At 73.0% G+C, this 24,913-nt stretch carries 20 protein-coding genes and 1 pseudogene; 9 read left to right on the top strand and 12 right to left on the bottom strand.

Annotation, left to right across the window (positions count from 1 at the left end):
- Positions 1-47: 47 nt before the first annotated feature.
- Entirely contained in the window at positions 48-1,229 is a 1,182-nt protein-coding gene (locus ABT023_RS23915) for a hypothetical protein (protein ID WP_350888630.1), read from the bottom strand.
- A gap of 91 nt (positions 1,230-1,320) precedes the next feature.
- Here ABT023_RS23915 and ABT023_RS23910 point away from each other — a divergent pair, with 91 nt between their 5' ends.
- From ABT023_RS23910 to ileS, 5 genes are all read left to right on the top strand, one after another.
- A complete protein-coding gene (locus tag ABT023_RS23910; RefSeq protein WP_350888629.1) occupies positions 1,321-1,845 on the top strand; it encodes a GNAT family N-acetyltransferase in 525 nt (174 codons plus the stop codon).
- 117 nt (positions 1,846-1,962) lie between these two features.
- Positions 1,963-2,274, top strand: coding sequence for a phosphopantetheine-binding protein (locus ABT023_RS23905; RefSeq protein ID WP_350888628.1), 312 nt, complete (start codon positions 1,963-1,965; stop codon positions 2,272-2,274).
- Positions 2,275-2,276: 2 nt separating this feature from the next.
- Complete coding sequence (locus ABT023_RS23900; protein ID WP_350888627.1) at positions 2,277-3,890, top strand: class I adenylate-forming enzyme family protein; 1,614 nt, start codon at positions 2,277-2,279, stop codon at positions 3,888-3,890.
- Positions 3,891-3,892: 2 nt separating this feature from the next.
- Positions 3,893-4,897: an NAD(+) diphosphatase gene (gene nudC, locus ABT023_RS23895; protein ID WP_350888626.1), complete on the top strand. Its 1,005-nt coding sequence runs from the start codon at positions 3,893-3,895 to the stop codon at positions 4,895-4,897.
- A gap of 338 nt (positions 4,898-5,235) precedes the next feature.
- Positions 5,236-8,358: an isoleucine--tRNA ligase gene (gene ileS / locus ABT023_RS23890; RefSeq protein WP_350888625.1), complete on the top strand. Its 3,123-nt coding sequence runs from the start codon at positions 5,236-5,238 to the stop codon at positions 8,356-8,358.
- A 54-nt stretch (positions 8,359-8,412) separates the two neighbouring features.
- On the opposite strand, the gene ABT023_RS23885 is transcribed toward ileS, so the two are convergent.
- Genes ABT023_RS23885 through ABT023_RS23870 form a run of 4 tightly spaced genes read right to left on the bottom strand, consistent with a single transcriptional unit; the run spans position 8,413 to position 12,354 of the window.
- The gene (locus ABT023_RS23885) at positions 8,413-9,423 is read right to left on the bottom strand and encodes an aldose epimerase family protein (RefSeq protein ID WP_350888624.1); all 1,011 of its coding nucleotides are present in this window, start codon (positions 9,421-9,423) and stop codon (positions 8,413-8,415) included.
- Positions 9,420-10,442 carry an LLM class flavin-dependent oxidoreductase gene (locus tag ABT023_RS23880; RefSeq protein ID WP_350888623.1) on the bottom strand — a complete coding sequence of 341 codons (1,023 nt, stop codon included), beginning with the start codon at positions 10,440-10,442 and terminating at the stop codon, positions 9,420-9,422. The genes ABT023_RS23885 and ABT023_RS23880 overlap by 4 nt, the downstream gene beginning before the upstream one ends.
- Before the next feature lie 50 nt (positions 10,443-10,492).
- Positions 10,493-11,548, bottom strand: coding sequence for an SIS domain-containing protein (locus ABT023_RS23875; RefSeq protein ID WP_350888622.1), 1,056 nt, complete (start codon positions 11,546-11,548; stop codon positions 10,493-10,495).
- On the bottom strand, positions 11,545-12,354 hold the full coding sequence (locus tag ABT023_RS23870; protein WP_350888621.1) for a BtpA/SgcQ family protein: 810 nt from the start codon (positions 12,352-12,354) through the stop codon (positions 11,545-11,547). The genes ABT023_RS23875 and ABT023_RS23870 overlap by 4 nt, the downstream gene beginning before the upstream one ends.
- A 162-nt stretch (positions 12,355-12,516) precedes the next feature.
- Between ABT023_RS23870 and ABT023_RS23865 the strand changes: the two genes are divergently transcribed.
- The gene (locus ABT023_RS23865; protein ID WP_350888620.1) at positions 12,517-13,899 is read left to right on the top strand and encodes an aldehyde dehydrogenase family protein; all 1,383 of its coding nucleotides are present in this window, start codon (positions 12,517-12,519) and stop codon (positions 13,897-13,899) included.
- Here ABT023_RS23865 and ABT023_RS23860 read toward each other — a convergent pair.
- The 5 genes from ABT023_RS23860 to ABT023_RS23840 all read right to left on the bottom strand — a co-directional run bounded on the left by ABT023_RS23860 (position 13,886) and on the right by ABT023_RS23840 (position 19,659).
- Positions 13,886-15,475: a pyridoxal phosphate-dependent aminotransferase gene (locus tag ABT023_RS23860; protein WP_350888619.1), complete on the bottom strand. Its 1,590-nt coding sequence runs from the start codon at positions 15,473-15,475 to the stop codon at positions 13,886-13,888. The genes ABT023_RS23865 and ABT023_RS23860 overlap by 14 nt on opposite strands.
- The gene (locus tag ABT023_RS23855; protein WP_350888618.1) at positions 15,472-16,251 is read right to left on the bottom strand and encodes a TauD/TfdA family dioxygenase; all 780 of its coding nucleotides are present in this window, start codon (positions 16,249-16,251) and stop codon (positions 15,472-15,474) included. Before ABT023_RS23855 ends, ABT023_RS23860 begins: the two co-directional genes overlap by 4 nt.
- Positions 16,252-16,363: 112 nt before the next feature.
- Positions 16,364-17,077, bottom strand: coding sequence for a cupin domain-containing protein (locus tag ABT023_RS23850; protein ID WP_350888617.1), 714 nt, complete (start codon positions 17,075-17,077; stop codon positions 16,364-16,366).
- A 333-nt stretch (positions 17,078-17,410) separates the two neighbouring features.
- Complete coding sequence (locus ABT023_RS23845; protein WP_350888616.1) at positions 17,411-18,553, bottom strand: fatty acid desaturase family protein; 1,143 nt, start codon at positions 18,551-18,553, stop codon at positions 17,411-17,413.
- A 14-nt stretch (positions 18,554-18,567) separates the two neighbouring features.
- Positions 18,568-19,659, bottom strand: coding sequence for a ferredoxin reductase (locus ABT023_RS23840; RefSeq protein ID WP_350888615.1), 1,092 nt, complete (start codon positions 19,657-19,659; stop codon positions 18,568-18,570).
- Positions 19,660-19,745: 86 nt separating this feature from the next.
- Between ABT023_RS23840 and ABT023_RS23835 the strand changes: the two genes are divergently transcribed.
- Entirely contained in the window at positions 19,746-20,975 is a 1,230-nt protein-coding gene (locus ABT023_RS23835; protein WP_350888614.1) for a PucR family transcriptional regulator, read from the top strand.
- Positions 20,976-21,066: 91 nt separating this feature from the next.
- Here the strand turns inward: ABT023_RS23835 and ABT023_RS23830 are convergent, their stop codons facing one another.
- Positions 21,067-21,993 (bottom strand): alpha/beta fold hydrolase, encoded by a 927-nt coding sequence (locus ABT023_RS23830; protein ID WP_350888613.1) that lies wholly within the window; start codon positions 21,991-21,993, stop codon positions 21,067-21,069.
- A 115-nt stretch (positions 21,994-22,108) separates the two neighbouring features.
- The gene (locus ABT023_RS23825; RefSeq protein WP_350888612.1) at positions 22,109-23,353 is read right to left on the bottom strand and encodes an MFS transporter; all 1,245 of its coding nucleotides are present in this window, start codon (positions 23,351-23,353) and stop codon (positions 22,109-22,111) included.
- A gap of 404 nt (positions 23,354-23,757) precedes the next feature.
- Here ABT023_RS23825 and ABT023_RS23820 point away from each other — a divergent pair, with 404 nt between their 5' ends.
- Both ABT023_RS23820 and ABT023_RS29170 read left to right on the top strand, forming a co-directional pair.
- On the top strand, positions 23,758-24,081 hold the full coding sequence (locus ABT023_RS23820; protein WP_161689692.1) for a CU044_2847 family protein: 324 nt from the start codon (positions 23,758-23,760) through the stop codon (positions 24,079-24,081).
- Positions 24,082-24,254: 173 nt separating this feature from the next.
- Positions 24,255-24,566: pseudogene (locus tag ABT023_RS29170) on the top strand (CG0192-related protein); the annotation flags it as partial.
- Between the last annotated feature and the right edge of the window lie 347 nt (positions 24,567-24,913).

Here is a 24,913-nt window from a genome sequence, read left to right as displayed (position 1 = left end):
ATTCGGGGAGCCTATCGGCGGCCCGATTGATCATCAACAGCGCAGGTCTACCGGGAAGAGTGACGCGCCGCCGGAAGGTCGCGGCCGGAGCGGGACGTCCGTCGCGCCGTTTCCAGGCCCCACTGCACCGCCGCGTCCACCACAGGTGCGAGTTGTTCGCTCACCGCGGGAAGGGCATGGCCGTCCACGAAGTTGCGCAGTCCACCCGGCGCCAGCGTGGCCAGCGCGGCGGACGCGACCGGTTCCTTGGTCCGCCCGCCGTCGGCCGGGGCACCGCACTCGCCCGCCAGGAGCCCCACGGCCACCGCCGCCGTGACAAGGGCCTGCGTCAGGTGGGCCGGCACCTCGGCGTCGCCCGGGCGTTGCGGGCATCCGTCGGCGATCAGCCGCCGCACGTCGTCGTCCCCGAGGCCGTAGGCCCGCAACAGGTCGATGGCCGGCACCTGTTGCCAGTCATCGCTGGCCGGCCGATCGCGGAACCGGCAGATGGCATCCCCGGTGAACCAGGAGAAGAACGGCACGAGAGCGATCCGGTCGAGGACGGTCCCGCCCGGCGTCACCGGGTCGGCCCGCCAGCACGCGGCCTTGCGCAGGCCGTGCCAGCCGTTGCCGGTGAGGCTCACCCCGTCGCCGTGCTGGACGAGATTCGACACCGGCACGACCATCGGCACGCCCATCGACCGCAGGAAGCCCAGGAGCACCTCGTCGTCCGGTTCGTCGCCGGCGGTGGCCCGTGCGGCGTACCGGTCGAACTCGCGGGCGACGTCGGCCGGCAGGATGAGCGCCTGGGCCGGCATGTACCCGTCGACGACCTCGACCCAGTCGGCGCCGACGAGCGCGGCGACCCGCAGGGCGTACGAGGTGAACGACCCCCACTCGGTGAACAGACCGAGGGCATGCCCCGGCAGCGCGCGCGTCCCGGCGAGCACGTGCCGCACGAAGTCCGGAACCAGGACGGAGTCGTCCTGGACGACGAGGTGGTGCGTCGCGCCCGGCGCGACCCGCGACCACGCCATGCGCGAGGTGCGCAGCGTGCCGCCGGGCCGGCCTGGCTCCGGGTCGGTCGCCACCCCCGCGTCGAAGTCCGCGAGCGCCACGGCGAGACGCTCCGCGGCCGACTGCCGGGCGGGATGCGCCATGACGCAGGCCGAGAGCCGAACCGGCGGGTCGAACGGACGCTCGGCGGCCGAGGTGGGCCGGGCACGCGTCGACACATCGTGGGCGGTCATGGAGATCACTGTATCCACCGTTGATCACCTGGGACCCGGCCGCCACGGCATGCTTGACGAGGGAAGAACCGGCCGGGCAGGATTCACCGCTGTGTCCAGTGAGAGCTCAGACGGCGCACTGACGGAGTGGACGTGGGCGGTCGCCACGGATCCGTCGGAGGCGCACGCCCTGCTGTGTGCCAGTGACGGACACCAGGCGGCCCGGTACGGGATGGTCGCTCCCGTCCGCAACCTCGACACCACCGAACGCCGGGTGCGGGCGGGCTCGGTGCACCTGCTGCGGCACGGCACCGGGGCGGCGGCATCGTTCACGCTGTCCCAGGAGCCCCCGCACGGCCTGGACCTATCCGTCTACCCGCCCGCCACCAGACCGGTCTACCTGCAACGACTGGCCGTCGCGCCGGCGTACGAGGGATCGATCGTCGGTGTCCGGTGCCTGCGCCGGGCCGTCGAGCTCGCTCAGGAACAGGGTGCGGACGTGCTGCGCTGCGAAGCCAACCCCGATCTGCTGGCGACGCGGCGGATGCTCGACACGCTCGGATTCACCCAGCACGGGCCGACCCTGGCGGAGGGCGGCGTGCGCCGGGTCCACCTGCAGAAGCCCGTCACCGGCTAGCCTGCGGCGGCGGGCGACGGGCGACGACGAGCGACGACGAATCAGCGACGTGACCCGACGGGGTCCGCCGGGTACGGACAGCCCACGGCTGTCGTCCGAAGGGAACGGGACTCTGTAGTGGACGAGTTGAGAAAGACCATCACCGAGCTGGTGCGGCCGTACGTCCAGGCTGCCGACGCGCGCGCCCTGGACGATCCCGACGCGGAGCTGGCCGCGCTCGGCGTCGACTCCCTCGCCGTCGTCGAGCTGATCGTCCTGCTCGAGAACAGGTTCTCGGTCACGTTCGCGTCCGACATGCTCGACTGGTCCACTTTCCGTACCGTCACGTCCATCGCGGACACGGTCGAGGCCCTGCGCGGACCCACCCGCGCCGACGGGCCCGATCCGAGCGACCTCGATCGTCCCCACTCCCCGAATCGGCTCGCCTAGACATGCGCACAGCTCAGAGCACGGATCACGAGCTCGCCCACAGCTACCTCGGCCACCCGTTCGGGCCGCCCTGGGAGTACGGCGGCACCATCGTGGCGACTCTCCTGCGCCAGGTCGCCACGCTCGGCGACGCCGCCTTCCTGACGACCGCCACGGCGGACGGCGAGACGACGACGCTCTCCTACCGCGACGTGGATCGCCTGAGCCGGCGGGTGGGCGCCTGGCTGCGCCGGGAGGCGCGGGTGGGAGCGGGCGACGTCGTGGCGCTCGCGCCGGTCAACGACGCGCGGTCGGTCGTCGGCATCCTCGGGTCCCTCCGCGCGGGCTGCGCGGTGCTGCTGCTCAGCCCGGCCGATCCGGTCGCCCGGCTGCGCCCGCAGGTCGAGTCCGCCGGGGCGAAGGTGGTCCTGCACCCCCCGGCGGTCTCCCTCGACCCGTCGTTGACGCCGGTGGTCATTCCGGACCCGGCCACCCTGGCGGACCCGACGGCGGGTGAGGCGGACGCGCCGGTGGAGCCGGGCGCCGACGCGTTCCTCATCGGCACCTCCGGATCGACGGCCGCCTCCAAGCTCGTGGCGCAGTCGCACTACAACGTCGTGGCGAACGCCGCCGCGCTGCGCACCCATCACCGGATCAGGCCGGGCGAGCGGATCCTGGGGTGCCTTCCGATCCACCATGTGAACGGCCTCCATTTCACCGTGCTGGGCCCGCTCGCGGCGGGTGCCCACGTGCTGCTCGCGCACGCGTTCGACCCGTTCGGCTACCCCCGGCTGCTCGAACGGTTCCGGCCGCGGATCGCGAGCGTGGTGCCGAGTCTCCTCGAAGCCCTCACCCACACGTGGCGGTCGCCGCGGTTGCCGGGAGACTTCGGATACTTCGTCTCGGCCGCCGCGCCGTTGACCGCCCAGACCGCGCGGGAGGTGTCGCGGCGTCTCGGGGTGCGGGTCCTGCAGGGCTACGGGCTGACGGAGACCACCAACTTCTCCACCACGGTGCCCACGGACGTCCCGCCGGACACCTACCGCCGACTGGTCCTGGAGGCGGACATCCCGTCCATCGGGGCGGCGATGCCCGGCAACGAGGTCGCCGTGCTGCTGGAGGACGGCAGGGTGGCCGAGCCTGGCCAGGTCGGCGAGCTCTGCATGCGTGGCCACAACGTGATGAGCCGGTACGCGGGCAACGCCGCCGCCACCGCCGAGGCTTTCCGACACGGCTGGTTCCATTCGCAGGACATGGGCTTCGCGGTACGCGACCCGGACGACGACCGGCCCTACTTCGTCATCACGGGACGCAGCAAGAACATCGCCAAGGTACGTGGCGAGACGGTTTCCCTCGAGGAGATGGAGCGGGCGCTACGGGCACTGCCGGGCGTTCGCGACGCGGCGTGCGTATGCCTGCCGCACCGGTTCCTTGGTGACGAGATCGTGGCAGCGGTGGTGTTCGCCCCCGGCGAGCGGCCGGATGTCGGCACCGCGCTGCGCGCCTCGTTCGCCACCACCGTCGTGCCGCGCCGGGTCCTGTCGCTCGATGCCATTCCCCGGACCGCCACGGGGAAGATCCTCCGGCCGAGGCTGGCCGAACAGGTCGCGGCGCACCTCGACGCACCGCTGCCGTAACGGTGTCGGACCGGACCGCCGCGTTGGCGCCGCAGGGCTCGTGGGACCGGTGCCGCCATCGCCGCGGCGACGAGCGATGGGTCGACGACGCCTGGCGGCGAGCGAGTGTCCTGGTCATCGACGTTCCCGGGGGCGGCGACGTCCTGGTCCGGGACTCCGACCGGCCTGACGCCGACGGCGCGTCCGCCACGCTGCCGCTGATGGATTCCGCCGACGCGCCGCCGGGGGAACGGCTGTTCCTCGGCGCGATCGACGGCACACCCGTCTTCGCCGTCGTCGCCCCCCTGCCCGTCGTCGCGGGTACGGGCAGGGGGAACCTGCGCGGGATCGGGCACCGGCTCGCCGAGACGGAGGCGGCGCTGCTCACCGTGGCGACCGCCCTGGGAAACTGGCACGCCGCCGCCGGGTACTCCCCCGCCACCGGGGCGGTGACCAGGCCCGTCACGGGCGGCTGGGCCAGGGCCGACGACCGCGGCGACCTGGTCCGGCCGCGGGTCGACCCCGCGGTTCTCGTGCTGGTGCACGACGGCGGGTCCGGGCCCGACGGGCGCTGCCTGCTGGCGCACCGGGCGCCGGGCACGATGGTGGCGGGGACCCGGCAGTTCTCCAGCGTCGCCGGATTCGTCGAGCCCGGGGAGTCGCCGGAGCAGGCGGCGGCCCGGGAGGTCGCTGAGGAGATCGGTGTCACGCTCACCGGCCTCCGGTACGCGGGCAGCCAGGCCTGGCCGTATCCCGGCTGCCTGATGCTGGGCTTCCGCGCCCTGGCGGATCCCCGGGAACCGATCCGGACCGACCCGACCGAGATCGCCGCCGCCGGCTGGTTCACCCGTCGGCAGATCGCCGAGGCCCTCGCCGGCGCCCCGGTGGAGACCGTCGCCGGCGGACTCCTCGCCCTGCCCCCACGGGCGTCGCTGGCCTGGTCGCTGCTCGCCGACTGGGCGCGCGGCCCGGCTGGTCGTTCGGCACCGACCGGGCGGCGCCCGGCGGCGGACGAAGGGCCGGCGTGACGGCGGGGCGCCGGAACGACGCCACCGGTCGCCCCCGGGCCGCCGGCCTCGGGGCCGCTCCGGCGATGTGGCGCGTGGGTTACGATGTTGCCGCGAGGCGCAGATGGGGACGAGTACCGCCGCACGCAGCCAGGAGCGACCCGGGGATGGTGGAAGCCCGGGGGTGTTGCACGGCGGGAAGATCACCCCGGAGCCGTCGGAGGAAAGGCCGCGAGGCCGAGTAGAACCGACCGCACCCGAAGAGAGAGGGCCGCACGCGGCCAAGGAGGGTGGTACCGCGGGGCCGCAGGCCTCGTCCCTCCGCCGGAGCTTCACCCCATGCATCCGTCGGAGGAACCATGTACCGCAGCGTCCCGACCCAGGTCGATCTGCCCGATCTCGAACACGAGGTCCTGCACTTCTGGCACGCCAACAGCGTCTTCGCGCGCAGCCTCGAACAGTCCAGCAGCCGCCCGGAGTGGGTGTTCTATGAGGGGCCGCCCACGGCCAACGGCATGCCGGGCGCCCACCACATCGAGGCGCGGGTCTTCAAGGACGTCTTCCCGCGCTACAAGACCATGAAGGGCTTCCACGTCGCCCGGAAGGCGGGCTGGGACTGCCACGGCCTGCCCGTCGAGCTCGCCGTCGAGAAGGAACTGGGCTTCTCCGGCAAGCAGGACATCGAGAAGTTCGGTGTCGCGGAGTTCAACGCCCGCTGCCGCGAGTCGGTGACCCGGCACACCGACGCGTTCGCCCGCCTCACCGAGCGCATGGGCTACTGGGTGGACATGGACGACGCCTACCGGACGATGGACCCGGAGTACATCGAGTCCGTCTGGTGGTCGTTGAAGCAGATCTTCGACAAGGGCCTGCTGGTCGAGGACTTCCGGGTCGCGCCGTGGTGCCCCCGGGACGAGACCGGCCTGTCCGACCACGAGCTCGCCCAGGGGTACGAGACGGTCGTCGACCCGTCGGTGTACGTCCGCTTCCCGCTCGCCTCGGGGCCGCTGGCCGGGCGGGCGTCGCTGCTGGTCTGGACCACCACGCCATGGACCCTGGTGTCGAACGTCGCGGTGGCCGTGCACCCCGACGTGACGTACGTGGTGGCGACCGACGGCAACGAGCAGCTGGTGGTCGCCGAGCCCCTGATGGCCCAGGTGCTCGGCGACGGCTGGGACCTCACCGGGGAGTCGTTCAAGGGCCAGGAGCTCGAGCGGTGGGGCTACCACGCGCCGTTCGACCTGGTCGACATCCCCGACGCGCACATCGTGATCCTCGCGTCGTACGTGACGACGGACAGCGGCTCGGGCCTGGTCCACCAGGCACCGGCCTTCGGCGCGGACGACCTGGCGAACTGCCGGTCGTACGGTCTGCCGATGGTGAACCCGGTGCAGCCCAACGGCCGGTTCGAGCCGCAACTGCCCCTCGTCGGTGGCGTCTTCTTCAAGGAGGCGGACCGCCCGCTCATCGACGACCTGGCCGCCCGGGGGTTGCTCTTCCGCCACGTCCCGTACGAGCACAGCTACCCGCACTGCTGGCGCTGCCACACCGCGCTGATCTACTACGCCCAGCCCTCCTGGTACGTCCGGACGACCGCGGTGCGCGAGGCCCTGCTGCGCGAGAACGACCGCACCACCTGGCACCCCGGCACGGTGAAGTACGGCCGGTACGGCGACTGGCTCAACAACAACGTCGACTGGGCGCTGTCGCGGCGGCGCTACTGGGGCACCCCGCTGCCGATCTGGCGTTGCGACAACGAGCACCTGACCTGCGTCGGGTCGCTGGCCGAGCTCAGTGAGCTGACCGGGACCGACGTGACCGGCCTCGACCCGCACCGGCCGTTCATCGACGACGTCACGTTCACCTGCCACTGCGGGGCGACCGCCCGGCGGGTTCCCGAGGTGATCGACGCCTGGTACGACTCGGGTTCCATGCCGTTCGCGCAGTTCGGCTATCCGTACCAGAACGTCGAGCTGTTCGAGAAGCGGTACCCGGCGCAGTTCATCTCCGAGGCCATCGACCAGACCCGTGGGTGGTTCTACACCCTGATGGCGATCGGCACGCTGGTGTTCGACCGGTCGCCGTACGAGAACGTGGTCTGCCTCGGCCACATCCTGGCCGAGGACGGCCGGAAGATGTCCAAGCACCTGGGCAACATCCTCGAACCGATCCCCCTGATGGACCAGCACGGCGCGGACGCGGTGCGCTGGTTCATGGCCGCCGTCGGCTCGCCCTGGTCGGCTCGACGGGTCGGGCACACCGCGCTCCAGGAGGTGGTCCGCAAGATCCTGCTGACCTACTGGAACACGGTGGCCTTCCAGGCGCTGTACGGCCGGACCGCCGGCTGGTCCCCGTCCGACGCCGACCCGGCCCCCGCGGACCGGCCGGTCCTGGACCGGTGGCTGCTCTCCGAGCTGAACACGCTGGTCCAGCAGGTGGACGCCGCGATGGACACGTTCGACACCCACCAGGCGGGCCGGCTGCTGTCCGCGTTCGTCGACGACCTCTCCAACTGGTACGTCCGGCGCAGCCGGCGGCGTTTCTGGCGGGGCGACCCGGCGGCGCTCGCCACCCTGCACGAGGTGCTCTCCACCGTCACGCTGCTCATGGCGCCGATCACGCCGTTCATCACCGAGCGGGTGTGGCAGGACATGGTCGTGCCGGTCACCCCGGACGCGCCGCCGTCGGTGCACCTGGCCCCGTACCCGGTCGCGGACGAGTCCCTGATCGACCCGGCCCTGTCCCGGCAGTCGGCGCTCGCGCGGCGGCTGGTCGAGCTGGGCCGCGCCGCCCGCGCCGACTCCGGGATGAAGGTCCGGCAGCCGCTGTCCCGGGCGCTGGCCTCGGCACAGGGCTTCGAGGAGCTGTCCGCGGAGCTGCTCGCGGAGATCACCGCCGAGCTGAACATCGGGTCGGTGACCGCCGTGGGCGGGGCCGGCGAATCGCTGGTGGACACCACGGCGAAGGCCAACTTCCGCACCCTCGGCCGGCGGTTCGGGAAGACCGTGCAGCAGGTGGCCGCAGCGATCGCGGCGGCCGACGCCACCGCCCTCAAGGACTCGCTGCGGGAGTCCGGATCCGCGACGGTCGTGGTGGGCGACGAGCCCGTCACCCTCGGCCCGGACGAGGTGATCATCGTCGAGACGCCGCGCGAGGGCTGGGCGGTCGCCAGCGATGCCGGTGCCACCCTGGCGCTGGACCTGCACCTGACGCCCGAGCTACGGCGGGCCGGGGTGGCCCGCGACGCGATCCGGCAGATCCAGGAGGCACGCAAGGCCAGCGGCCTGGACGTGACCGACCGGATCGTGCTGCGGTACCGGGCGGCCCGTGAGGAGACGGCCCTGGCCCTCGCCGAGCACCGCGACCTGGTCGCGGATGAGGTGCTGGCCGTCGACTGCGCCGACGGGGAACCGTCGTGGGCCGACCCCGAGCCGTTCGCCGACGAGTCGCTCGGCCTGACGTTCTGGCTCCGCAAGGCCTGACGTCGCGGCGCCCCGGCCCACCCACGTGGGTGGGCCGGGGCGCGACGGGCCGGCTCAGCCGACGGAGAACTCGTGCACCGTACGGTGCCGGTAGGTCTGCCCGGGGTCGAGCCGGACCGACGGCACGTCCGAAAGGTTAGGCGCGTCCGGCCACGCGCCGGCCTCCAGGGCCAGCCCCGCGCGGGGCGCGAACAGCCCGTCGCCGCTGTACACGCCGAGCCCCGGCTGGTCGGTGACCACCCGCATCCGGCGACCGCTGCGCTCGTCGTGCAGCTCGGCGGCCCACCGTGGTTCGTCGAGGACGAAGAAGTTGTCCAGCCGGTCGGCCCCGATGCGGCGCGGGACGCGGAAGTCCAGGCGGGTCCCGGCCAGCGGGAACAGTGGGCCGGCCAGTGGGAACAGCTCCTCGTCGAACGGGACGATCCGCTCGGCGTTGAGCGCGAGCAGGTGGCTGTCCACGGTCCCCGCACCGGCCAGATTCCAGAACGCGTGGTTGGTCAGACCGACGAGCGTCGGGGCGGTGGTCGACGCCCGGTACTCGAAGGTGAGCCGGCCCGCGGCGTGCAGACGGTACGCCACCTCGGCGGTCAGCTCCCCCGGGTATCCCTGGTCCCCGTCCGGGCTGACCAGCGTCAGGACCGCCGCCACCTGGTCCGGGCCCTCCTCGACGCGGGCCTGCCACACCCGGCGGTCGAAACCGTCCGTACCGCCGTGCAGGTGGTGGCGGCCGGCGTTGCGGTCCAGCGTGTACCGGGTGCCGTCGAGGAGGAAGGTCCCGTCCCGGACGCCACGGCAGTACCGCCCGACGGTGGACCCGACATAGGCGTTGAGCGCCCGGTCCTCGTACGCGGCCAGGTCCGGCAGCCGGCACACGACGTTGCTGCGGTCGCCGGCCCGGTCGGGCACCACCACCTCGACGAGGGTCGCGCCGTACGTCCAGACCGTCACGTCGATGTCACCCGCCGAGAGCGTGATCTCGTCGACGGCGCGTCCGGCGTCGGGGCCGTCGGGGCCGGTCACGCCGACCTGCCGCTGTCGCACGCGCGTCGCGTCGGGCGGCGTCATCCGCGGACCTCCCGCGACGACGCGTACTCACGTAGCGCCGGGGCCACCCGCGTGATCATCAGTTCCACGGTCTGCCAGTCGATCGGCGGCTTGACCGCCAGCAGGAAGTCCCGGACGCCGAGGTCGACATACGGCCTGAGGTCCGCCACGCACTGCTCGGGCGTACCGAGGCTCAGGTACTCGGCGCGCACCTCGTCCGGCGCTCCGCGCAACAGCTCCGCCGATCGCGTGTCGATGCCGGAGGCACGCTCGACCAGCACCGCCCGGAACGTGACCGATCGACGGATGCTGGCCTCGTCGCGCCCCACCTCCACGCAGTGCCCACGCAGGGCGGCGAGTTGGCGACCGTAGTCCTCGGTGGTGGTCGCGAGGGTGTTCCAGATATCGGCATGCCGGGCCGCCGTCCGCAGCGTCCGCCGCACCCCGCTCCCGCCCACCACGAGGGGCAGGTGGGCCTGCCGGGGCTTCGGCGCGAGCCGGGCCCGGTCCAGCTGGAAGTGCCGCCCCTCGAACGTCGTCTCGGGCTCCGTCCAGAGCCGCCGGAGGATCTCGCAGGTCTCCTCGAGCCGGTCCAGCCGCTCCCCGGCGGCGGGGAACGGGATGCCGTACTGCTCGTAGGCCAGATCCGGTCCGCCCGCGCCGAGGCCCACCTCGAGCCGCCCGTCGCAGACGTGGTCGATGGTGGCCATGGCGGCGGCGGTGACGGCGGGATGACGCCACATCGCGCCGGTGACCAGCATCGCGCAGCGGATCCGCTCGGTCTGCGCGGCGAGAGCGGCCAGCAGCGTCATGCCCTCGAAACAGGGCTGGTCGGGGCCGTACAGGTGCGGCCTCAGATGGTCGATCAGCGAGATCCAGTCGTAGCCCAGGTGCTCCGCCCGCCGCCAGAGATCACGGCAGATCTCGTAGCTGCCGTGCAACTGACCGGAGTGGATCCCGAACCGGAGGGCGTCACCGTACAGCCTCGTCGGGGGCAGGGGGTGCGCGTGGCCGTCGCGGGCCGGGCTGGCAGCGTCCATGGCGACGACCCTAGGGTCTCCGGCGGCCCGTCGCCCACCCGCGGACGCCGTCAACGACGGTGGAACGGAGGCCGGCCCAGCAGTTCGGCCAGGTCGGCGGCCAGCGGCGCGGCGAAGACGTGCTCGATCAAGGGGGACCAGGCCGGGGAAACCCCCTCGGGCAGCGGCAGCACCAGGTGCGCCTGCTCCCGGATCTCCTGGTCGCCGGGCTCGGCCAACGCGGCCACCAGGTGACCGCGGCCGCGGGCCTGCGCGCACAGCCGTACGGCGCGCTCGTGGCTGGGCCCCGGCGGCGCCAGCACGATCAGGGGGGCGGCGGACTCGGTGGCGAACCGCTCGACGTGCCACCACTCCTCAAGATCCCGGCCCAGCGCCGGGACCCCGGCACCCTCGATGACCTTGGCCGCCGCGTACCGTGCCGTTCCCAGAGCCGGCCCCCCGCCCAGCACCTGCACCGGAGCCGTCCGCAGGATCTGCTCCGCCAACTGTCGGCACGGCTCCGCCTGCTGCCGCACCGTCCGCTCCACGAGGTCCGGCAGGGCGGCGAGCCCGCCGGACCCGAGCACGGCGGGGCGCGACGAGGCGTCCGTCCACCCCTCGGCCAGGAGCAGGAGGGTGAGAAGACTGGCCTGGTAGCTCCGGATCCCCGGGGACGGCGGGCGCTTCGGCAGCTCCGTGGTGACGCTGTGGTGTGCGCTGCGGGCCACCGGAGTGTCGGCGGATCCGACGATCGCGACGGTACGGAAGCCGTCCGCCCGGGCCCGTTCCAGCCCGGCCGCCAGCGTGGCGCTGGTGCCCGAGGCCGAGACGCCGACCACCAGGGTCGCCGCGGCGGGCTCCGAGAGCGATCGGCCGACGCCGTAGTCGAGCAGCCGTTGCGTGCTGCGAAGCACGCACGTGGTGCGCGGCAGCCGGTCGAAGGCGTACTCGGCCGCCTGGGCGGCGTACAGGGAGTCCCCGCTGCCGGACAGGACGATCCGGCGGGGGGCCGGCTCGACGGAGCGCAGTTCGTCCAGCCGCGTGCCGAGCGCACCGGTCAGCACGGCCAGGTCGGCGGCGAGGCCGTCGACCTCCGCACGCATCGCGGCCACCGTGTAGGCGCTCATGCGGTCTCCCGGTGCGGCAGCGAGTTCAGAATGTCCATGTACGACCGGACCTTCTGCTCGGACACATCCCCGGCCCAGCCGCCGACGGTGACGCAGCCACCGACGAAGACGCCGTCGGCGGCACCGACCAGCCGGGCGGCGTTGTCGTGGTCCGTGTGACCGGCCAGGTAGATCGGAGCCGCCGGGGCCGCGCGCCGGACCTGCGAGATCAGTTCGAGGGTACGGGACTCGTCCGGGTCGCCCAGGCAGACGGCGTCGGCGCCCGCGTTCATCGCCGAGCGGGCCACCTCGCCGGGCTGCTTGTCGCCGTTCGGCCAGCTGAAGTGCATGCTGGCGACATCGGCGATCACCTTGACGTCCCACGCGTCGATGGCCCGGCGGTACGCCATCACCGTGGCGGGATCGGGTCGCACCGTGCCCTGCCAGCTCAACGTCTCACCGACGATGGCGCCCATCCGGACGAAACCCCCGCCGCAGACCTTCGCGACGGCCAGCGACGCCCTGGTCGCGTTCCGCATGATCTGGACGCCGACCTGGAAGGCCGGGTCCGTCGCCGCCCGGACGGCCTCGGTGATCACCGTGACGGCCGCGAGCCGGGCGGGATCGCAGTCGTCCTCGACCCCGTAGACCCGGTCCGCGGTCTGCAGCAGGCAGCCGTGCGCGCCACCCCGGTCGAGGGCGCGCGCCGACTCGACCGCGCGGGCCAGGGTGTGGCGCAACGAATCGGGCTCGTAGAACGGCGTGCCGGGCAGCGGGGCCAGATGCACGACCCCGTAACAGGTTCTGGTCGGCCCCGGCAGTCCCATGGCATCTCCCTCACCGCCCCGCCGGGCCCTGTCGTCGGCCGTTCCCCGTGCCCGGCGAGCGTAGTCGATGGCGGCCGGGGCTTGCAGGTGTCCGGCCGACCGCGTGGGAGGCGGGGCCACGGAACTCAGATCGGGCTCTCCACTGCGGATAGGATCATGCCCATGACCGCAGAAACCGTTGACGTCCCGCATTCGCCGCCCGGTCTCCGGCTCACCGACCCACGGACCGGGCGGAACCGCGCCGGCCTGGCCGGTGCGGGCGAGTCGACGGTCACCGACACGGTCGAGGCGGCGCGGGAGGCCCAGCGGTCCTGGGCGGGGCTGCCGACGGGCGAGCGGAGTCGTCGTCTTCTGGCGTTCGCCGACCGGATCGACGGCGCCCTGAGCGAGTACGTCGCCGCCGAACAGGCCGGCACCGGCAAGCCCGCCCACGAGGCCGAGGGCGAGATCCGCGACAGCGTCGACCTGTTGCGGTTCTACGCCGGCGCCGTGCGCGCCGCGCTGGCCCCCGCTGCCGGGCATCACCTCCCGGACCGGGAGAGTTGGGTGCGGTGGGAGCCGCTGGGCGTGGTCGGCGCGATCGTGCCGTGGAACTATCCGATCCTGATGGCCGCCTGGCGCATCGGGCCGGCGCTCGCCGCGGGGAACGCGGTGCTCCTCAAGCCGGCCGAGAGCACTCCCGACAGCGCGCTGCTGCTGGCCAGGGACGCCAGGGACTCGCTCGGTCCGGGGGTGCTCAACGCGCTGCCCGGCGACCGGGCGACGGGCCGGCTGCTGGTGGAGAGTCCCATCGACGCGATCGCGTTCACCGGCAGCATCGCCGGCGGGCGGGACGTGGCCGCCCGGGCGGGGCTGCGCCGGGTCAGCCTGGAACTCGGGGGCAACTGCCCGGCGATCGTGCTGCCGGACGCGCCCGAGCACACCTACGCCGACCTGACCGGCGCGGCCACCTACAACGCCGGGCAGAGCTGCGCCGCACCGGCTCGGGTGATCACGCTACGGTCGAACTACGCCGAGGTGGTGGACCGTCTCGCCGAGGCGATGAGCCGGCGGCAGGCGGGCCGTTCGTTCGGCCCGCTGAACAACGCCGACCAGATCCGCCGCTACCGGCAGATCCTCTCGGGCTCCGCCGCCGGGGTGAGCCACGCCGCCGGACTGGCGCTCGGCGACGACTCCCACGAGGACGGCTACTGGGCCGAGGGGCGGATCCTGGCCGACCTGGAACCCGACGATCCGGCGGTCGCCAACGAGTTGTTCGGCCCCTGCCTGACCGTGCAGGCCGCCGAGGACATCGATGACGCCGTCCGCCTGGCCAACAGTGTCGACCAGGCGCTGGCCGGCAGCGTCTGGGGCGCCGCGACCGGCCAGTTGCTCTCCGTCGCCCGGGCGCTCGACGCCGGCGAGGTGTGGGTCAACTGCGTGCTGGAGCAGTGCCCCGAGCTGCCACACGGCGGGCGAGGAGCGTCAGGTCACGGCACCGACCTGAGCGTCCTCGCCCTCACCGAGTTCCAGCGACCGAAGACGGTGACGGTCAGGCTGGTCTGACCTCACGCTCCTGGTAGCGCCGCAGCCGGGGCATCGCCTCGGCGAAGTCCGACCAGGGCCGGGACGTCGTCAGCCGCATGAACGCGCCGGAGAGGCAGAAGGTCAGGATGCCGGGGAAAAGGGACACGTTGGTCTCCCGCAGCAGTTCCCGGAAGCAGAGGTACGAGTCCTCGTGGTCGTCGAACGACGTGGTCAGGTTGATGGAGTAGCGCGCAGGCAGCACCGAGACACCAGGCAACCGGATGCCGTTGTGGTAGGCGTCGCGGATCAGCGTCAGGGACCGTTCCCGGGACCTCCGCTCGACCCGATAGTTGTCGTACGCGCGCTGCAGGCCGGGCAGGCGCAGGCCGTACGTCGACTCGAACTCCCGACAGTGCGTGGGGGTCAGCTCCTCGTCACCGCTGACCAGCCACCGTTCCATCCGGGCCAGCACCTCGACCACGGTGTAGAAGAACGACGGCGGCCCGCCGAAGGTGGTCGACGCGTACTCGTAGTAGCGATCGATGAAGCCGCTGTCGGCCAGCAACCAGCCGACCTTGAGGCCCGGGGCGGACCAGTTCTTCGACAGGCTGCTGACCCGGATGACGTTGGCCGCGGCGCGAGCCGGTGAGGTGGCCACCGGCTCCCCCAACCACTCGTGGCACTCGTCCAGCACGATCAGGGTGTTCGGCGAGGCGGACTTGATCAGCAGCTCCAGCTCGTCCTCGCAGACCAGGGCGCCGGTCGGGTTCGCGGCCGTCTGGAGCAACACGATCGGCGTGTCCGGACGCAGCGCGTCGATCAGCGGTCGCAGCGACGTCCGACCGTCCGCGCTGGACGACAGCGGGACCAGCGACACCGGCCCTCGACGGGCCACCGACTCCACCAGGGGCGGATAGTTGGGTATGGCGCACAGCGAGGCGGCGCCACCCGGGCTCGCCTCGAGCAGGATGAAGTCGACCACCGTGCTGATCGCCAGCGTCGCGCCCATGGTCAGCGCGACGTTGTCAGCCGTGTATCCCGCGCTGGGCAGCCGGGCCGACTCGTACGCCGCGACCGCCTCCCGGGCCGGCTCGCGGCCCCGGGAGTCGGAGTACCCGTACCAGTCCCGGTTCAGGGCGTACGCGATGCAGTCCTTCAACGGGCCGGGCAGACCCCAGTGTTCCTCGTCCACGGACCCGCTGGAGAGGATGATCCCCGCCTGCGAGCGCAGGTCGCCGTAGAGGTCGTCGCGGAAGTAGGAGTTGAACAGCTCCTTGACGAAACGTACGGTCGCCCGTGAGTTGAGCACCGTGGCGGCGTCGACCTCACGTCTGCGCCGGGACTGTCGCCACCGGGCCGCCAGGTCGGGACGGTGGCTCTCCACCCCGAGTTCGCACTCGACCCGGCCCAGGTAGAGATCGCGGAGCTCGATCGGGTCCTGCGGGTTCACCGCGCGGGCGTACACCTCCAGCAGGCGCGCGTCGGGGCCCGGGTCCAGGGCCATCGGCACCCGCGAGGGGTCGGGGCGCTGTGCCGCGAGCATCTCGACCTCGGCGGGCACGACCGACAGCCGAGGCTCTCCGACGTCGCCGAACAGCCCTTGGACATCCGTCATCCGGCCATCTCCCCCGATCGGTCCGTGATCCGCAGTCGCTTGAGATGCCGGTGCCGGGTCGAGCCGTGGAACGGCGCCGCGGATCGGCCGTGGAAGGCGTACGTGTTGTCCAGGACCGCGAGTAGCCCACGGCGCCACTGGAGCCCGCGGGCGACGCCGCCCTCGTACATCCCGGCGAGCAGTGCGGCGAGGGCGTCGCGGACCGCCGTGGCGTCGAACCGGTCGGTGTCGGACACCCAGCGCAGCGTGTCGGCCTGGAAGTCGCGGAACGAGAAGACCGGCCGCCCGTCCACCCGTCGCCGGATCGGCGGCACGCCGGGGCGGTCGTACCGGACGTGCGCGAGGATCTCACGGTCGGTCTGCCGGAGCCGCTCGTCGACCCCGGCGAACGGGACCAGGACGGTCTGCGCGGCGTTCTCGTCGTCCCCGGCGTGCAGGCACATCAGGACGATGTATCGCGGCTGGTCACCGGCCGGCCGCCCGCTGCCCTCGGTGTGCAGGCTCAGGGCGCTCGTGGCGAACGGTTGCCGCGTGGCGTCGGCGGTGTCACCCTCGGCGCTGATCAGGTGCAGGATCCGGCCGTCCTCGACGTTGGGCAGCACGGCCGGGTCGGTCTCCGGCATGACCTCGCCGAACCGGTGGCCGAGCTCCAGCAGGTGAGCGCTGGTCATCGGCTCACCGAGGTCGACGAGGCCGAGTCCGTGCTCGGTGAGCTGGCGCCGCAGCACCGCCTCGACCTGACCCACCGGGCACTCGGCCGGCACGGGCTCCGGCACCAGCTCGGGCTGGGGCAGCGGTCGACCGCCGAGGAGTTCGGCCCGCTTCGGGACGTGCCGGTCGTGGGGTCGCTCCAGAAAGCTCCCCCGCGTGGTTGTCGGCCCTGGGCTGTCAGGCACCGGTGGCGCCGAACACGACGGGACCGTGCGAGCACCCCGCGGCACGCAACTCGTCCCCGCTGCCGGCCTTGATGCCGCAGATACGGCAGACGATGTGCCCGTCGTCGGTCAGCAGGTCCTCGAACGGCCTCAGTTCCTGCCGGTTCGCACTGTCGAGCGGCTGGTGGGCGACGCCCACCGAGAGCAGGACGTGGTCGGTGATCGCGCCGACCGCGTGCGGTTGCGCGCCGTCCACCATGTACACCAGGCCGGGCGTGGTCTCCAGGATCTCGCCGGCGGCGGTGATGGTGCCGCGACCGCCCACCACGAAGAGAAGGTGGTCGCCGGGGTGGGTGTGCGGAGCGAAGCCCTCGCCCGCGGGAACATGGATGAGGTCGGCGCCGAGGAACCCGTTGGTGATCAACGAACGGCCGGTCGCCTCGCGCGTCTTGGCGATCTGGATCTCGCCGGGCCGCATGTCGACCTTGAGCAGCTGCTCACTCTCCGTGGCCCCTGCGTCGAGGGCCCACTCGCAGAGCGCCACCGCGCGGTTCTCTCCGGCCCGGTCGGACGTGCCGTCACCGATCTGGAGGTGCGTGCCCGGGGTGGCCGCCAGGAGGCGGACCATCTGCATCAACAGCTCTCGACGCTCACGCGGATCAAGGTTCTCGAGCTCGTGGCTCAAGGAATCCACCATGGAAACAACGGAGCGGTTCGTTTGCGCCATTGGTACCCTCCGTAGTCAACACGCCGGTTGTTGATCAGGCTACCGAAGCTTGAAACAGTTATGAAGTCACCGAAAGCTGCAACACATTGACGCACTGTCATATATCCAGGTCAGGATACCCACAACGGGGCAGTTCCGATAACCATGGCAGCCATTGGCCGTGTCCTTTTGACGACGCCGGGGCGCAAGTTGACGACGCCGGGGCGCAGGGAGGCCACGCCCGGTCACGACATGACCTACTGGGCGGTCGAAGGCCGGTCAGCGAAGCGGATCGGGCTCAGCGTCGTCGAGCCCGGTCGGCGGTGGCCGGCCGGGCTCGGACGCTACGGCCGGTTACACGTGGGCCAGCGCCGGGGTGGGCAGGTCGTCCGTCGGGCGCGGGGCCGGGGTGGAGCGGTTGGGCAGGGAGAGCCGGATGACCTTCCACCAGGCCGAGGCGACCTGCTTCGGCAGGGGGCCGACGGTGTAGGTCAGGCCGTACTTCGCGAACAGCGCCCGCACCTCGGGGGCGATCTCCTGGTACCGGTTGCTCGGCAGGTCCGGGAAGAGGTGGTGCTCGATCTGGAACGACAGGTTGCCGGTCATGATGTGCATCAGCCGGCTGCCGCTGATGTTGGCCGAGCCGAGCATCTGCCGCAGGTACCACTCGCCCCGGGTCTCGCCCACGATGGACCTCCTCTCGAAGGTCTCCACCCCCTCCGGGAAGTGCCCGCACATGATCACCGAGTGGCTCCACAGGTTGCGGATCAGGTTCGCGGTGAAGGTGGCGGCCAGGGTGCTGAGGAACGACGGCCCGGACAGCAGCGGGTGGACGATGTAGTCCTTGAGGAACTGTCGGCGGATCTTACGGCCGACCGCCCGGGCCCGGGCCCGGAACTCGGGGGCCTTGTGCCGGCCCTTGCGCAGGTTGCGGCCCAGCTCCAGGTCGTACGCGGCGATGCCGTACTCGAAGAAGCAGGCGTTGACCAGGTTCCACAGCGGCTGGCCCAGGTGCATCGGGTGCCAGCGCTGCTCCTCGTCGACGCGCATGATGCCGTACCCGAGGTCGTTGTCCTTGCCGATCACGTTGGTGTAGGTGTGGTGCAGCTCGTTGTGCGAGTGCTTCCACTGCTCGGCCGGGGAGACGTGGTCCCACTCCCAGGTGGTCGAGTGGATCTTCGGGTCGCGCATCCAGTCCCACTGGCCGTGCAGGACGTTGTGGCCGATCTCCATGTTCTCCAGGATCTTGGCCACGGCGAGACCGGCGGTGCCGACCAGCCAGGCCGGCGGGAAGAGCGAGAACAGCAGCACGGCCCGGCTGCCCAGCTCCAGCCGGCGCTGGGTGGAGATCACCTTGCGGATGTAGGCGGCGTCGGACTCCCCCCGGCCGGCGATCACCCGGTCACGGATGGCGTCGAGCTCGCTGCCCAGGGCGTCGATGTCCTCGGCGGTGAGGTGGGCGATCGGGTTGACGGGCTTCTTCTGGATCGTGGTCAAGTCCGATTCTCCTGTCAGAGGTCGATGTCGCAGGTACCGGCCGCCGCCGACACGCAGGTCTGGATGAGCACGCCGTCACCGGGAACGGCGGTGGTGACGTCGCCGTTGCGCAGGTCGCGGACGGCGCCCTGGCGCAGCGGCACCACGCAGCCGAAGCAGATGCCCATCCGGCACCCGGACGGCATGAGCACCCCGGCGTCCTCGCCCACGTCGAGCAGGGCCGCGCCGCCGTCGGCGTCGACGGTGACCCCGGCCCGGGTGAAGGTGACCGCGCCCCCGGCCCCGGGGGAGATCACCGTGGGCCGGAACCGCTCGGTGTGCAGCCGGTCCGCCGCCCCGTGGGCGGCCCAGTGCGCCTCGACCGCGTCGAGCAGGCCGACCGGGCCGCACGCCCAGGTCTGCCGGTCGAGGTGGTCGGGCACCAGGTCGGCCAGCTCGGCCACGCCGAGCACGCCGTCGGTGTCGGTGTGCCGCTCCACGAGGCGGATCGCGCCCCGCCCGGCCAGGTCGCGCAGCTCGTCGGCGAACACCACGTCGGCCGGGGTCGGCGCGGAGTGCACCAGCACGACATCGGCCGGGCCGGTCGCGCCGGCGCGGAGCATCCCCATCACCGGGGTGACGCCGCTGCCCGCGGTGACGAAAAGGATCCGCTCCGGGGCGGTCGCGGGCTGCACGAAGTCGCCCTGGGCCTGGTCGAGCTGGACCAGCGTGCCGGGCCGCGCCCGGCGAACCAGGTAGTTGCTGACCCGGCCGTCCGGGATGGCCTTCACGGTGACCGAGATCAGCCCGTCGCGGTGGCCGGGGACCGAGGTGAGCGAGTACGCCCGCCACTGGCGGACGCCGTCGACGTCCACGCCGAGGCGGACGTACTGCCCGGGGGTGTGTCCGCGCCAGCCCCGCCCCGGCCGGATGGTCACCGTCGCCGCGTCCCGCGTCTCGGGGCGGACGTCGACGATCCGCCCGCGCAGGGCTGCCCCGGAACGCAGCGGGGCGACCAGGTCGAGGTAGTCCTCGGGCAGCAGCGGCGTGGTGGCCGTCTCGGCGAGCCGGAACAGCCTGTCCCGGACTGTGAGCTTGCCGGGCGGGCGCGGGACGGTGGTGGTCATACCACCAGGGTTACCCGCCCGATCGCATAACATCTTGGCCAAGGAAGGTGAATCAACCGCAGGGTCTTGTTCCGGGAGAACAATCTATGTCGGAAGGGTCCGGGACCAGCCGCCGCGCTGCCCGCCTCGAACTGGACGAGCCGATGGCCGCCCGGCTACGCGCCGCGCTGCCCCTGGTCGCCGAGCGGACGATCACCGCGATCACCGCCGAGGTGCCCGCCTACTCCGGCACACTGACCGGCCAGATGCGGGCGAAGATCGAGAACGCGGTTCGCATCGCGCTGGGCACGTTCCTCCAGCTCCTCGGGCGTCCCCAGCCCTCGGAGCCGAGCGCCCCGCTGCTCTCGGCCCTGGAGGCCGCGTACGCGCTGGGCAGCGGCGAGGCCCGCTCCGGGCGCAGCATGGACGCGCTGCTCGCCGCGTACCGGGTGGGAGCGCGGGTGTCCTGGCGGGAGGTCTCCACCGCCACCGTGCGCGGCGGGCTCGCCGCGGCGACGGTCGCCGAGTTCGCCGAGCTGATGTTCGCCTACATCGACGAGCTGTCCGCCGCCAGCGTGGCGGGGCACGCCGACGAGCTGGCCACCGTCGGCCGGGCCCGGCGGCGGTACCTGGAGCGACTGACCCATCAACTGCTGGCCGGCGAGGCCGAGGACGTGCTGCGCCTCGGCGCCGAGCGGGCGGACTGGCCGGTGCCGCAGACCCTGACCGTCGTCCTGCTGCCCCGCAGCAGCCTGCGCACCGTGCTCACCGCGCTGAGCCCACACACGCTGGAGAGCGGCGAGGACATGTCGGGGGTGGACCCGACCGAGGAACTGGCCGTGCTGCTGGTGCCGGACGCGCACGGCGGTCGGCGGCGGCCGCTCGCCCGGGTGCTGCACGGGCACCGGGCGGTGCTGGGGCCCGCGCGGCCGTGGCACCGGGTGGCCGGGTCGTACGTGCGGGCCACCCGGGCACTGCGGCTCGGGCTGTCCCGCACCGGGGCCGACGCGCCGCTGGACACCGAGCAGCACCTCGCCGAGCTGCTGCTCAGCGCCGACCCGGATGCCCTGGCCGACCTGCGCGCCCAGGTGCTGCGTCCGCTGGCGTCGCTGCCGCCGGCCACCGCCCACCGGCTCGCCGAGACGCTGCGCGCCTGGCTGCTGCACCAGGGTCGCCGCGACGACGTGGCGGCGACCCTGTTCGTGCACCCGCAGACCGTGCGCTACCGGATGGCCAAGGTGCGGGAGATGTACGGCGACCGGCTGCACGACCCGGCGACCGTGCTGGACCTGACGCTGGCCCTGGCGGTCCTGCCCGCCCCGACGGAACCGGACTGACGGTCCGGTCCGGCACGGGCGGCAGGCCCCGGCCCGACGGCGGGCCGTCGTCGGCTCAGGCCGGCACGCAGGTACGGCGCGGACCCCGGGATCACGGGGCGCGCAGGATGAACGCGACCGCCTCCCGGGCGGAGGTGCTTCGCGCCGGCGGCCCGACCAGGTGGTCGAGGACCCGGGACCAGGCCGGCACCACCAGCAGGTGACCGGCGTCCGGGACGACCTCCAGGCGCGCGTCGGGCAGCGCGTCGCGCCACCACCGACCGTGCTCCGGCCCGGCCAGGCCGTCGTCGGCGCCGTACAGCAGCAAAGTGGCCGCGTGTACCTGGTCGGGGGTGAAGCCCCAGGGGCGCAGCACGTACCCGGCGATGTCGTCGACCATCCCCCGCGCGCCCTGCGCGAACGCCTCGGCGAGCATGCCGCCGACCCGTTGGGCGGCGCCGGGGGCGTCCAGCGCGGGCTGGTCGGCCGGGCCCGCCCCGAGCAGCATCCGGTACGCCCGCGTGTCCCACGGGTCGGCCGGGACCATGCCGGCCAGCCCGGCGTCGAGCTGGGCGCGGACCTGGTCGACCGGCTGGCCGCGCAGCGTCGCCATCATGTCCCGCTGCCCCGGGTCGGTCCAGGGGACCTCCTCGTCGGGGGCGGGGGTGGCCAGCACCGCGAGCCGGCTCACCAACTCCGGCCGGCGGGCGGCCAGCGCGAGGGCGACCCGTCCCCCACCCGACCAGCCCACCACGGGCACCGGGCCGAGGCCCCGCTGGTCGAGCACCTCGGCGAGGTCGTCGGCGGCTGCGGGCACGTCGGCCCAGCCGGTGGCCGGGTCGGAGCCGCCGTAGCCGGGCCGGTCGACGGCGAGCAGGGTGACCCCGGCGACGCGGGTGACGGCCGGGTCCGGATCGAAGGCGCCCGCCCCCGGGGCGGAGTGGCAGAACACCACCACCCGGTTGCCGGCCGCCCCGAGCCGGTGCACCATCGCCCGGCGGCCGTCCCTGAGCGCGATGATCTCCCCGGTGCTGGACATGCGGCCGAGTCTGGCAGCGACCGTTCGACCCCGAGTCGCAACGACGGGCGGTCACCCGATCGGGTGACCGCCCGTCGTCGCCGCGTACACCTGCGACCTCCACTGCGGTTTGTGGTCAGGCCGGGCCCGCCCGGCGGACCGCCGTGAACAGGGCGGCGAGGGCCACGGCCAGGCAGCCGCCGCCGGCCAGGGCGAACGTGAGCGGGGCCCCGTGGTGCTGGGCCAGCCAGGTGAACACCGCCGCGCCGACGCCGCCGAGAGAGAAGTGGATCGTCCAGAACGCGGCGGTGACCCGGCCGAGCAGATGCTCCGGGGTCACCTCCTGGCGCAGCGACAGCGAGCAGATGCCGCCGATGCTCAGGCAGCCGAAGTAGACCAGCATCAGCGCGCCGACCTCGACGGGCCGGCCGGTCAGCGCGAGCGCCGCGACGGCGACGCCGGTGACCGCGACCGCGCCGATCCAGCACGCGCCGAACCCGAACCGCCGGCGCAGCGGCGCGACGACCAGCGAGCCGGTCACCGTCCCGGCCGCCCCGGCGGTGAGCACCAGGCCGACCATGCCGTCGGGCTGGCCGAGGCCGTGCTTGAGGTGGTAGATGACCACGTCGTCCATGCCGTAGGTGAGCAGGAGGAAGACGGTCAGCAGCGCGGTCAGCGGGCGCAGCACCGGGTGACGGAGCAGGAACCGCGCGCCGGCCAGGAACTCCGCAAACGGCCCTGTCCGGTCGCCCGCGTCGGCCGACGCGGCTGCCCGTCCGGGCAGCCGCACCAGCATCAGCAGCGCCGCGGAGAGTCCGAAGCTCGCGGCGTCGACGGCGATCGCGCCCGCCGGGCCGAGCCAGCCGGACACCAGGCCGGCCAGCGCGGGCCCCCCGACCGAGGCCAGGGCGGTGCCGGCGTACAGCCGGCCGTTCGCCCGGGTCAGCTCCGGGCCGGGGACCAGGCCGCGCATCGCGCTGACGGCGGCGACCTGGAACAGCATCCCGGCCGCCGCAGCCAGGGGCAACAGCACGAACAGCGGCCAGATCGGCGGGGCCGGTGCCAGCCACCACACCAGGGGGACCGCCGCGAACAGCAGCATCCGCGCCACGTCGGCGCCGATCAGCAGCGCCCGCCGGTCGAACCGGTCGACCACGACCCCGGCGAGCAGGCCGGCGACCACCGCCGCCGTGCCGGAGACGCCGGTGAGCAGCCCGGCCGTGGCGATCGAGCCGGTCGCGTCGAGCACCAGCAGCGGCACGGCGAGCTGGGAGAACGAGTCCCCGAGCACGGAGAGGATCTGCGCCGACCAGAACGCGTTGAAGCCACGGTTGCGCCACAGCGAGGCGGGCGCGGCTGACACCCCCGTGGTGACCGTCACCGGGCCGAGCGTAGCCGACGGCCGTGCGGCGGCCGGACGGACCACTTCGGCTGGCCACGGCCGGCGCGAATTGCGCCACTCACAACTGGCCGAATAGTGGGGGCCAATCGTTCCGCACCCGATTCGCATTTCTTGCAACGGCCGATACCGCACCCCACGCAATGAAGATCGTGCGAATACCGGGTCTCCTGACTACAGCGCCCCTGACTGGCGTTCACCCTCAACGCGGGCACCGACCCGACGGCGTTCCAGTCCGTCGTGCTGCAGCGCCTGGCCGATCCCGCGCTGCTCGACAGGCTGTTGACCGAGTTCGATACCGTGCGGGGCCGGACGCCGGAGGACCAGTGGATGAGGCTACCCTGCCTCAGCGCCTGACGGCAGTCGATCGAGAAAGGACGTGGCCGATGACCGAGGTGGTCGAGTTCGCCCTGGACGGCGGCGGCAGTGTGCTCGTCGCCGTGGACGACACGCCGGGGATCGCCCCGGCCTCCGCCGCCGAGGACGTGCTGCGCAAGGCCGGGGTCAGCTTCAACCGGGCGATCGGCCAGGCACGCGACGCGGCGTCCGCCGCGCTGACCGAGTTCCGGTCCATGGCCGACCGGCCGGACGAGGTGGAGATCAGCTTCGGGGTCCAGCTCAGCGCCGAGGCGGGCGCGCTGATCGCCCGCACGGGGGTGCAGGGGCAGCTCCAGGTGACCGTGCGCTGGCACCGGTCCCCCACCGCCTGACCGACTCCGCTCAGGACACCGCCGGCACGGTGGTCGGGCCCCGCCCCCGCCGTACGCGGACCCCGACCGGGCCGCTGTCCGGCCGACGAACGAAGCGGGCGGCGTTGCCGACCCGGGTGGCGACCTCGCTCACCCGGCGGCCGGGAGCGACCGGGCCTCCCTATGATCCGGGTATGGCGTTGCTACACCGGGCGGAACTGCGCCCCACCAAGCTCGAACTCCTGGCGACCTGGCTCCCGGGCCGCCCGTGGTTCCGGGGCACCGACGGGGACGCGGTCGAACGGGTCGCGGCGTACCGGTTCGACGACCCCGCCGGCGCGGTGGGGATCGAGACCATGCTGGTCCGGTCCGGGGCGGGACCGGTGCACCAGGTGCCGCTGACCTACCGGGGCACGCCGCTGGACGGCGGCGAGGCGTGGCTCGTCGGGACCTGCGAGCACTCGGTGCTGGGCCGGCGCTGGGTGTACGACGCCTGCGGCGACCCGGTCTACGCCGCGGCCCTGGCCCGGGCGGTCCTCACCGACGGCGCCCAGGCGGAGGAGTACGTCGAGGTGGACGGCCGACGCGAACACCGGGCACCCAGCATGGCGGTTGCCGCCGACGGCCCCCGGCCGGCCGACGTCCCGGCGATCGGTCCGGTCGACCGGGTCGAGGACGGCGACCCGACCCGGATCGTCGCCGGCCCGGTCGAGCTGGCCGTCGTCCGCTGCCTCGGTGCCGACACCGGCCTGACCGGGCACCGGCTGACCGGGACGTGTGACCGAGACGCTGACCCTCAGCCAGCTCGACGTGGTCGACCGGGTGCTCAACCGGCTGCGCGACGAGGGTGTCC

The sequence above is a fragment of the Micromonospora sp. NPDC002296 genome (assembly GCF_040296145.1).
In the GTDB taxonomy this organism is placed as follows: Bacteria; Actinomycetota; Actinomycetes; order Mycobacteriales; family Micromonosporaceae; genus Micromonospora.
Note: the sequence above shows the minus strand (reverse complement) of the source record. Positions and strands in the feature narration are given on the sequence as shown.

What these genes read in the sequence shown, in the direction of transcription:
- ABT023_RS23915 (WP_350888630.1), bottom strand. Translation starts at nt 1,229, where the DNA reads ATGACCGCCCACGATGTGTCGACGCGTGCCCGGCCCACCTCGGCCGCC.
- ABT023_RS23900 (WP_350888627.1), top strand. Translation starts at nt 2,277, where the DNA reads ATGCGCACAGCTCAGAGCACGGATCACGAGCTCGCCCACAGCTACCTC.
- ileS (WP_350888625.1), top strand. Translation starts at nt 5,236, where the DNA reads ATGTACCGCAGCGTCCCGACCCAGGTCGATCTGCCCGATCTCGAACAC.
- ABT023_RS23885 (WP_350888624.1), bottom strand. Translation starts at nt 9,423, where the DNA reads ATGACGCCGCCCGACGCGACGCGCGTGCGACAGCGGCAGGTCGGCGTG.
- ABT023_RS23880 (WP_350888623.1), bottom strand. Translation starts at nt 10,442, where the DNA reads ATGGACGCTGCCAGCCCGGCCCGCGACGGCCACGCGCACCCCCTGCCC.
- ABT023_RS23875 (WP_350888622.1), bottom strand. Translation starts at nt 11,548, where the DNA reads ATGAGCGCCTACACGGTGGCCGCGATGCGTGCGGAGGTCGACGGCCTC.
- ABT023_RS23870 (WP_350888621.1), bottom strand. Translation starts at nt 12,354, where the DNA reads ATGGGACTGCCGGGGCCGACCAGAACCTGTTACGGGGTCGTGCATCTG.
- ABT023_RS23865 (WP_350888620.1), top strand. Translation starts at nt 12,517, where the DNA reads ATGACCGCAGAAACCGTTGACGTCCCGCATTCGCCGCCCGGTCTCCGG.
- ABT023_RS23860 (WP_350888619.1), bottom strand. Translation starts at nt 15,475, where the DNA reads ATGACGGATGTCCAAGGGCTGTTCGGCGACGTCGGAGAGCCTCGGCTG.
- ABT023_RS23850 (WP_350888617.1), bottom strand. Translation starts at nt 17,077, where the DNA reads ATGGCGCAAACGAACCGCTCCGTTGTTTCCATGGTGGATTCCTTGAGC.
- ABT023_RS23840 (WP_350888615.1), bottom strand. Translation starts at nt 19,659, where the DNA reads ATGACCACCACCGTCCCGCGCCCGCCCGGCAAGCTCACAGTCCGGGAC.
- ABT023_RS23835 (WP_350888614.1), top strand. Translation starts at nt 19,746, where the DNA reads ATGTCGGAAGGGTCCGGGACCAGCCGCCGCGCTGCCCGCCTCGAACTG.
- ABT023_RS23830 (WP_350888613.1), bottom strand. Translation starts at nt 21,993, where the DNA reads ATGTCCAGCACCGGGGAGATCATCGCGCTCAGGGACGGCCGCCGGGCG.
- ABT023_RS23820 (WP_161689692.1), top strand. Translation starts at nt 23,758, where the DNA reads ATGACCGAGGTGGTCGAGTTCGCCCTGGACGGCGGCGGCAGTGTGCTC.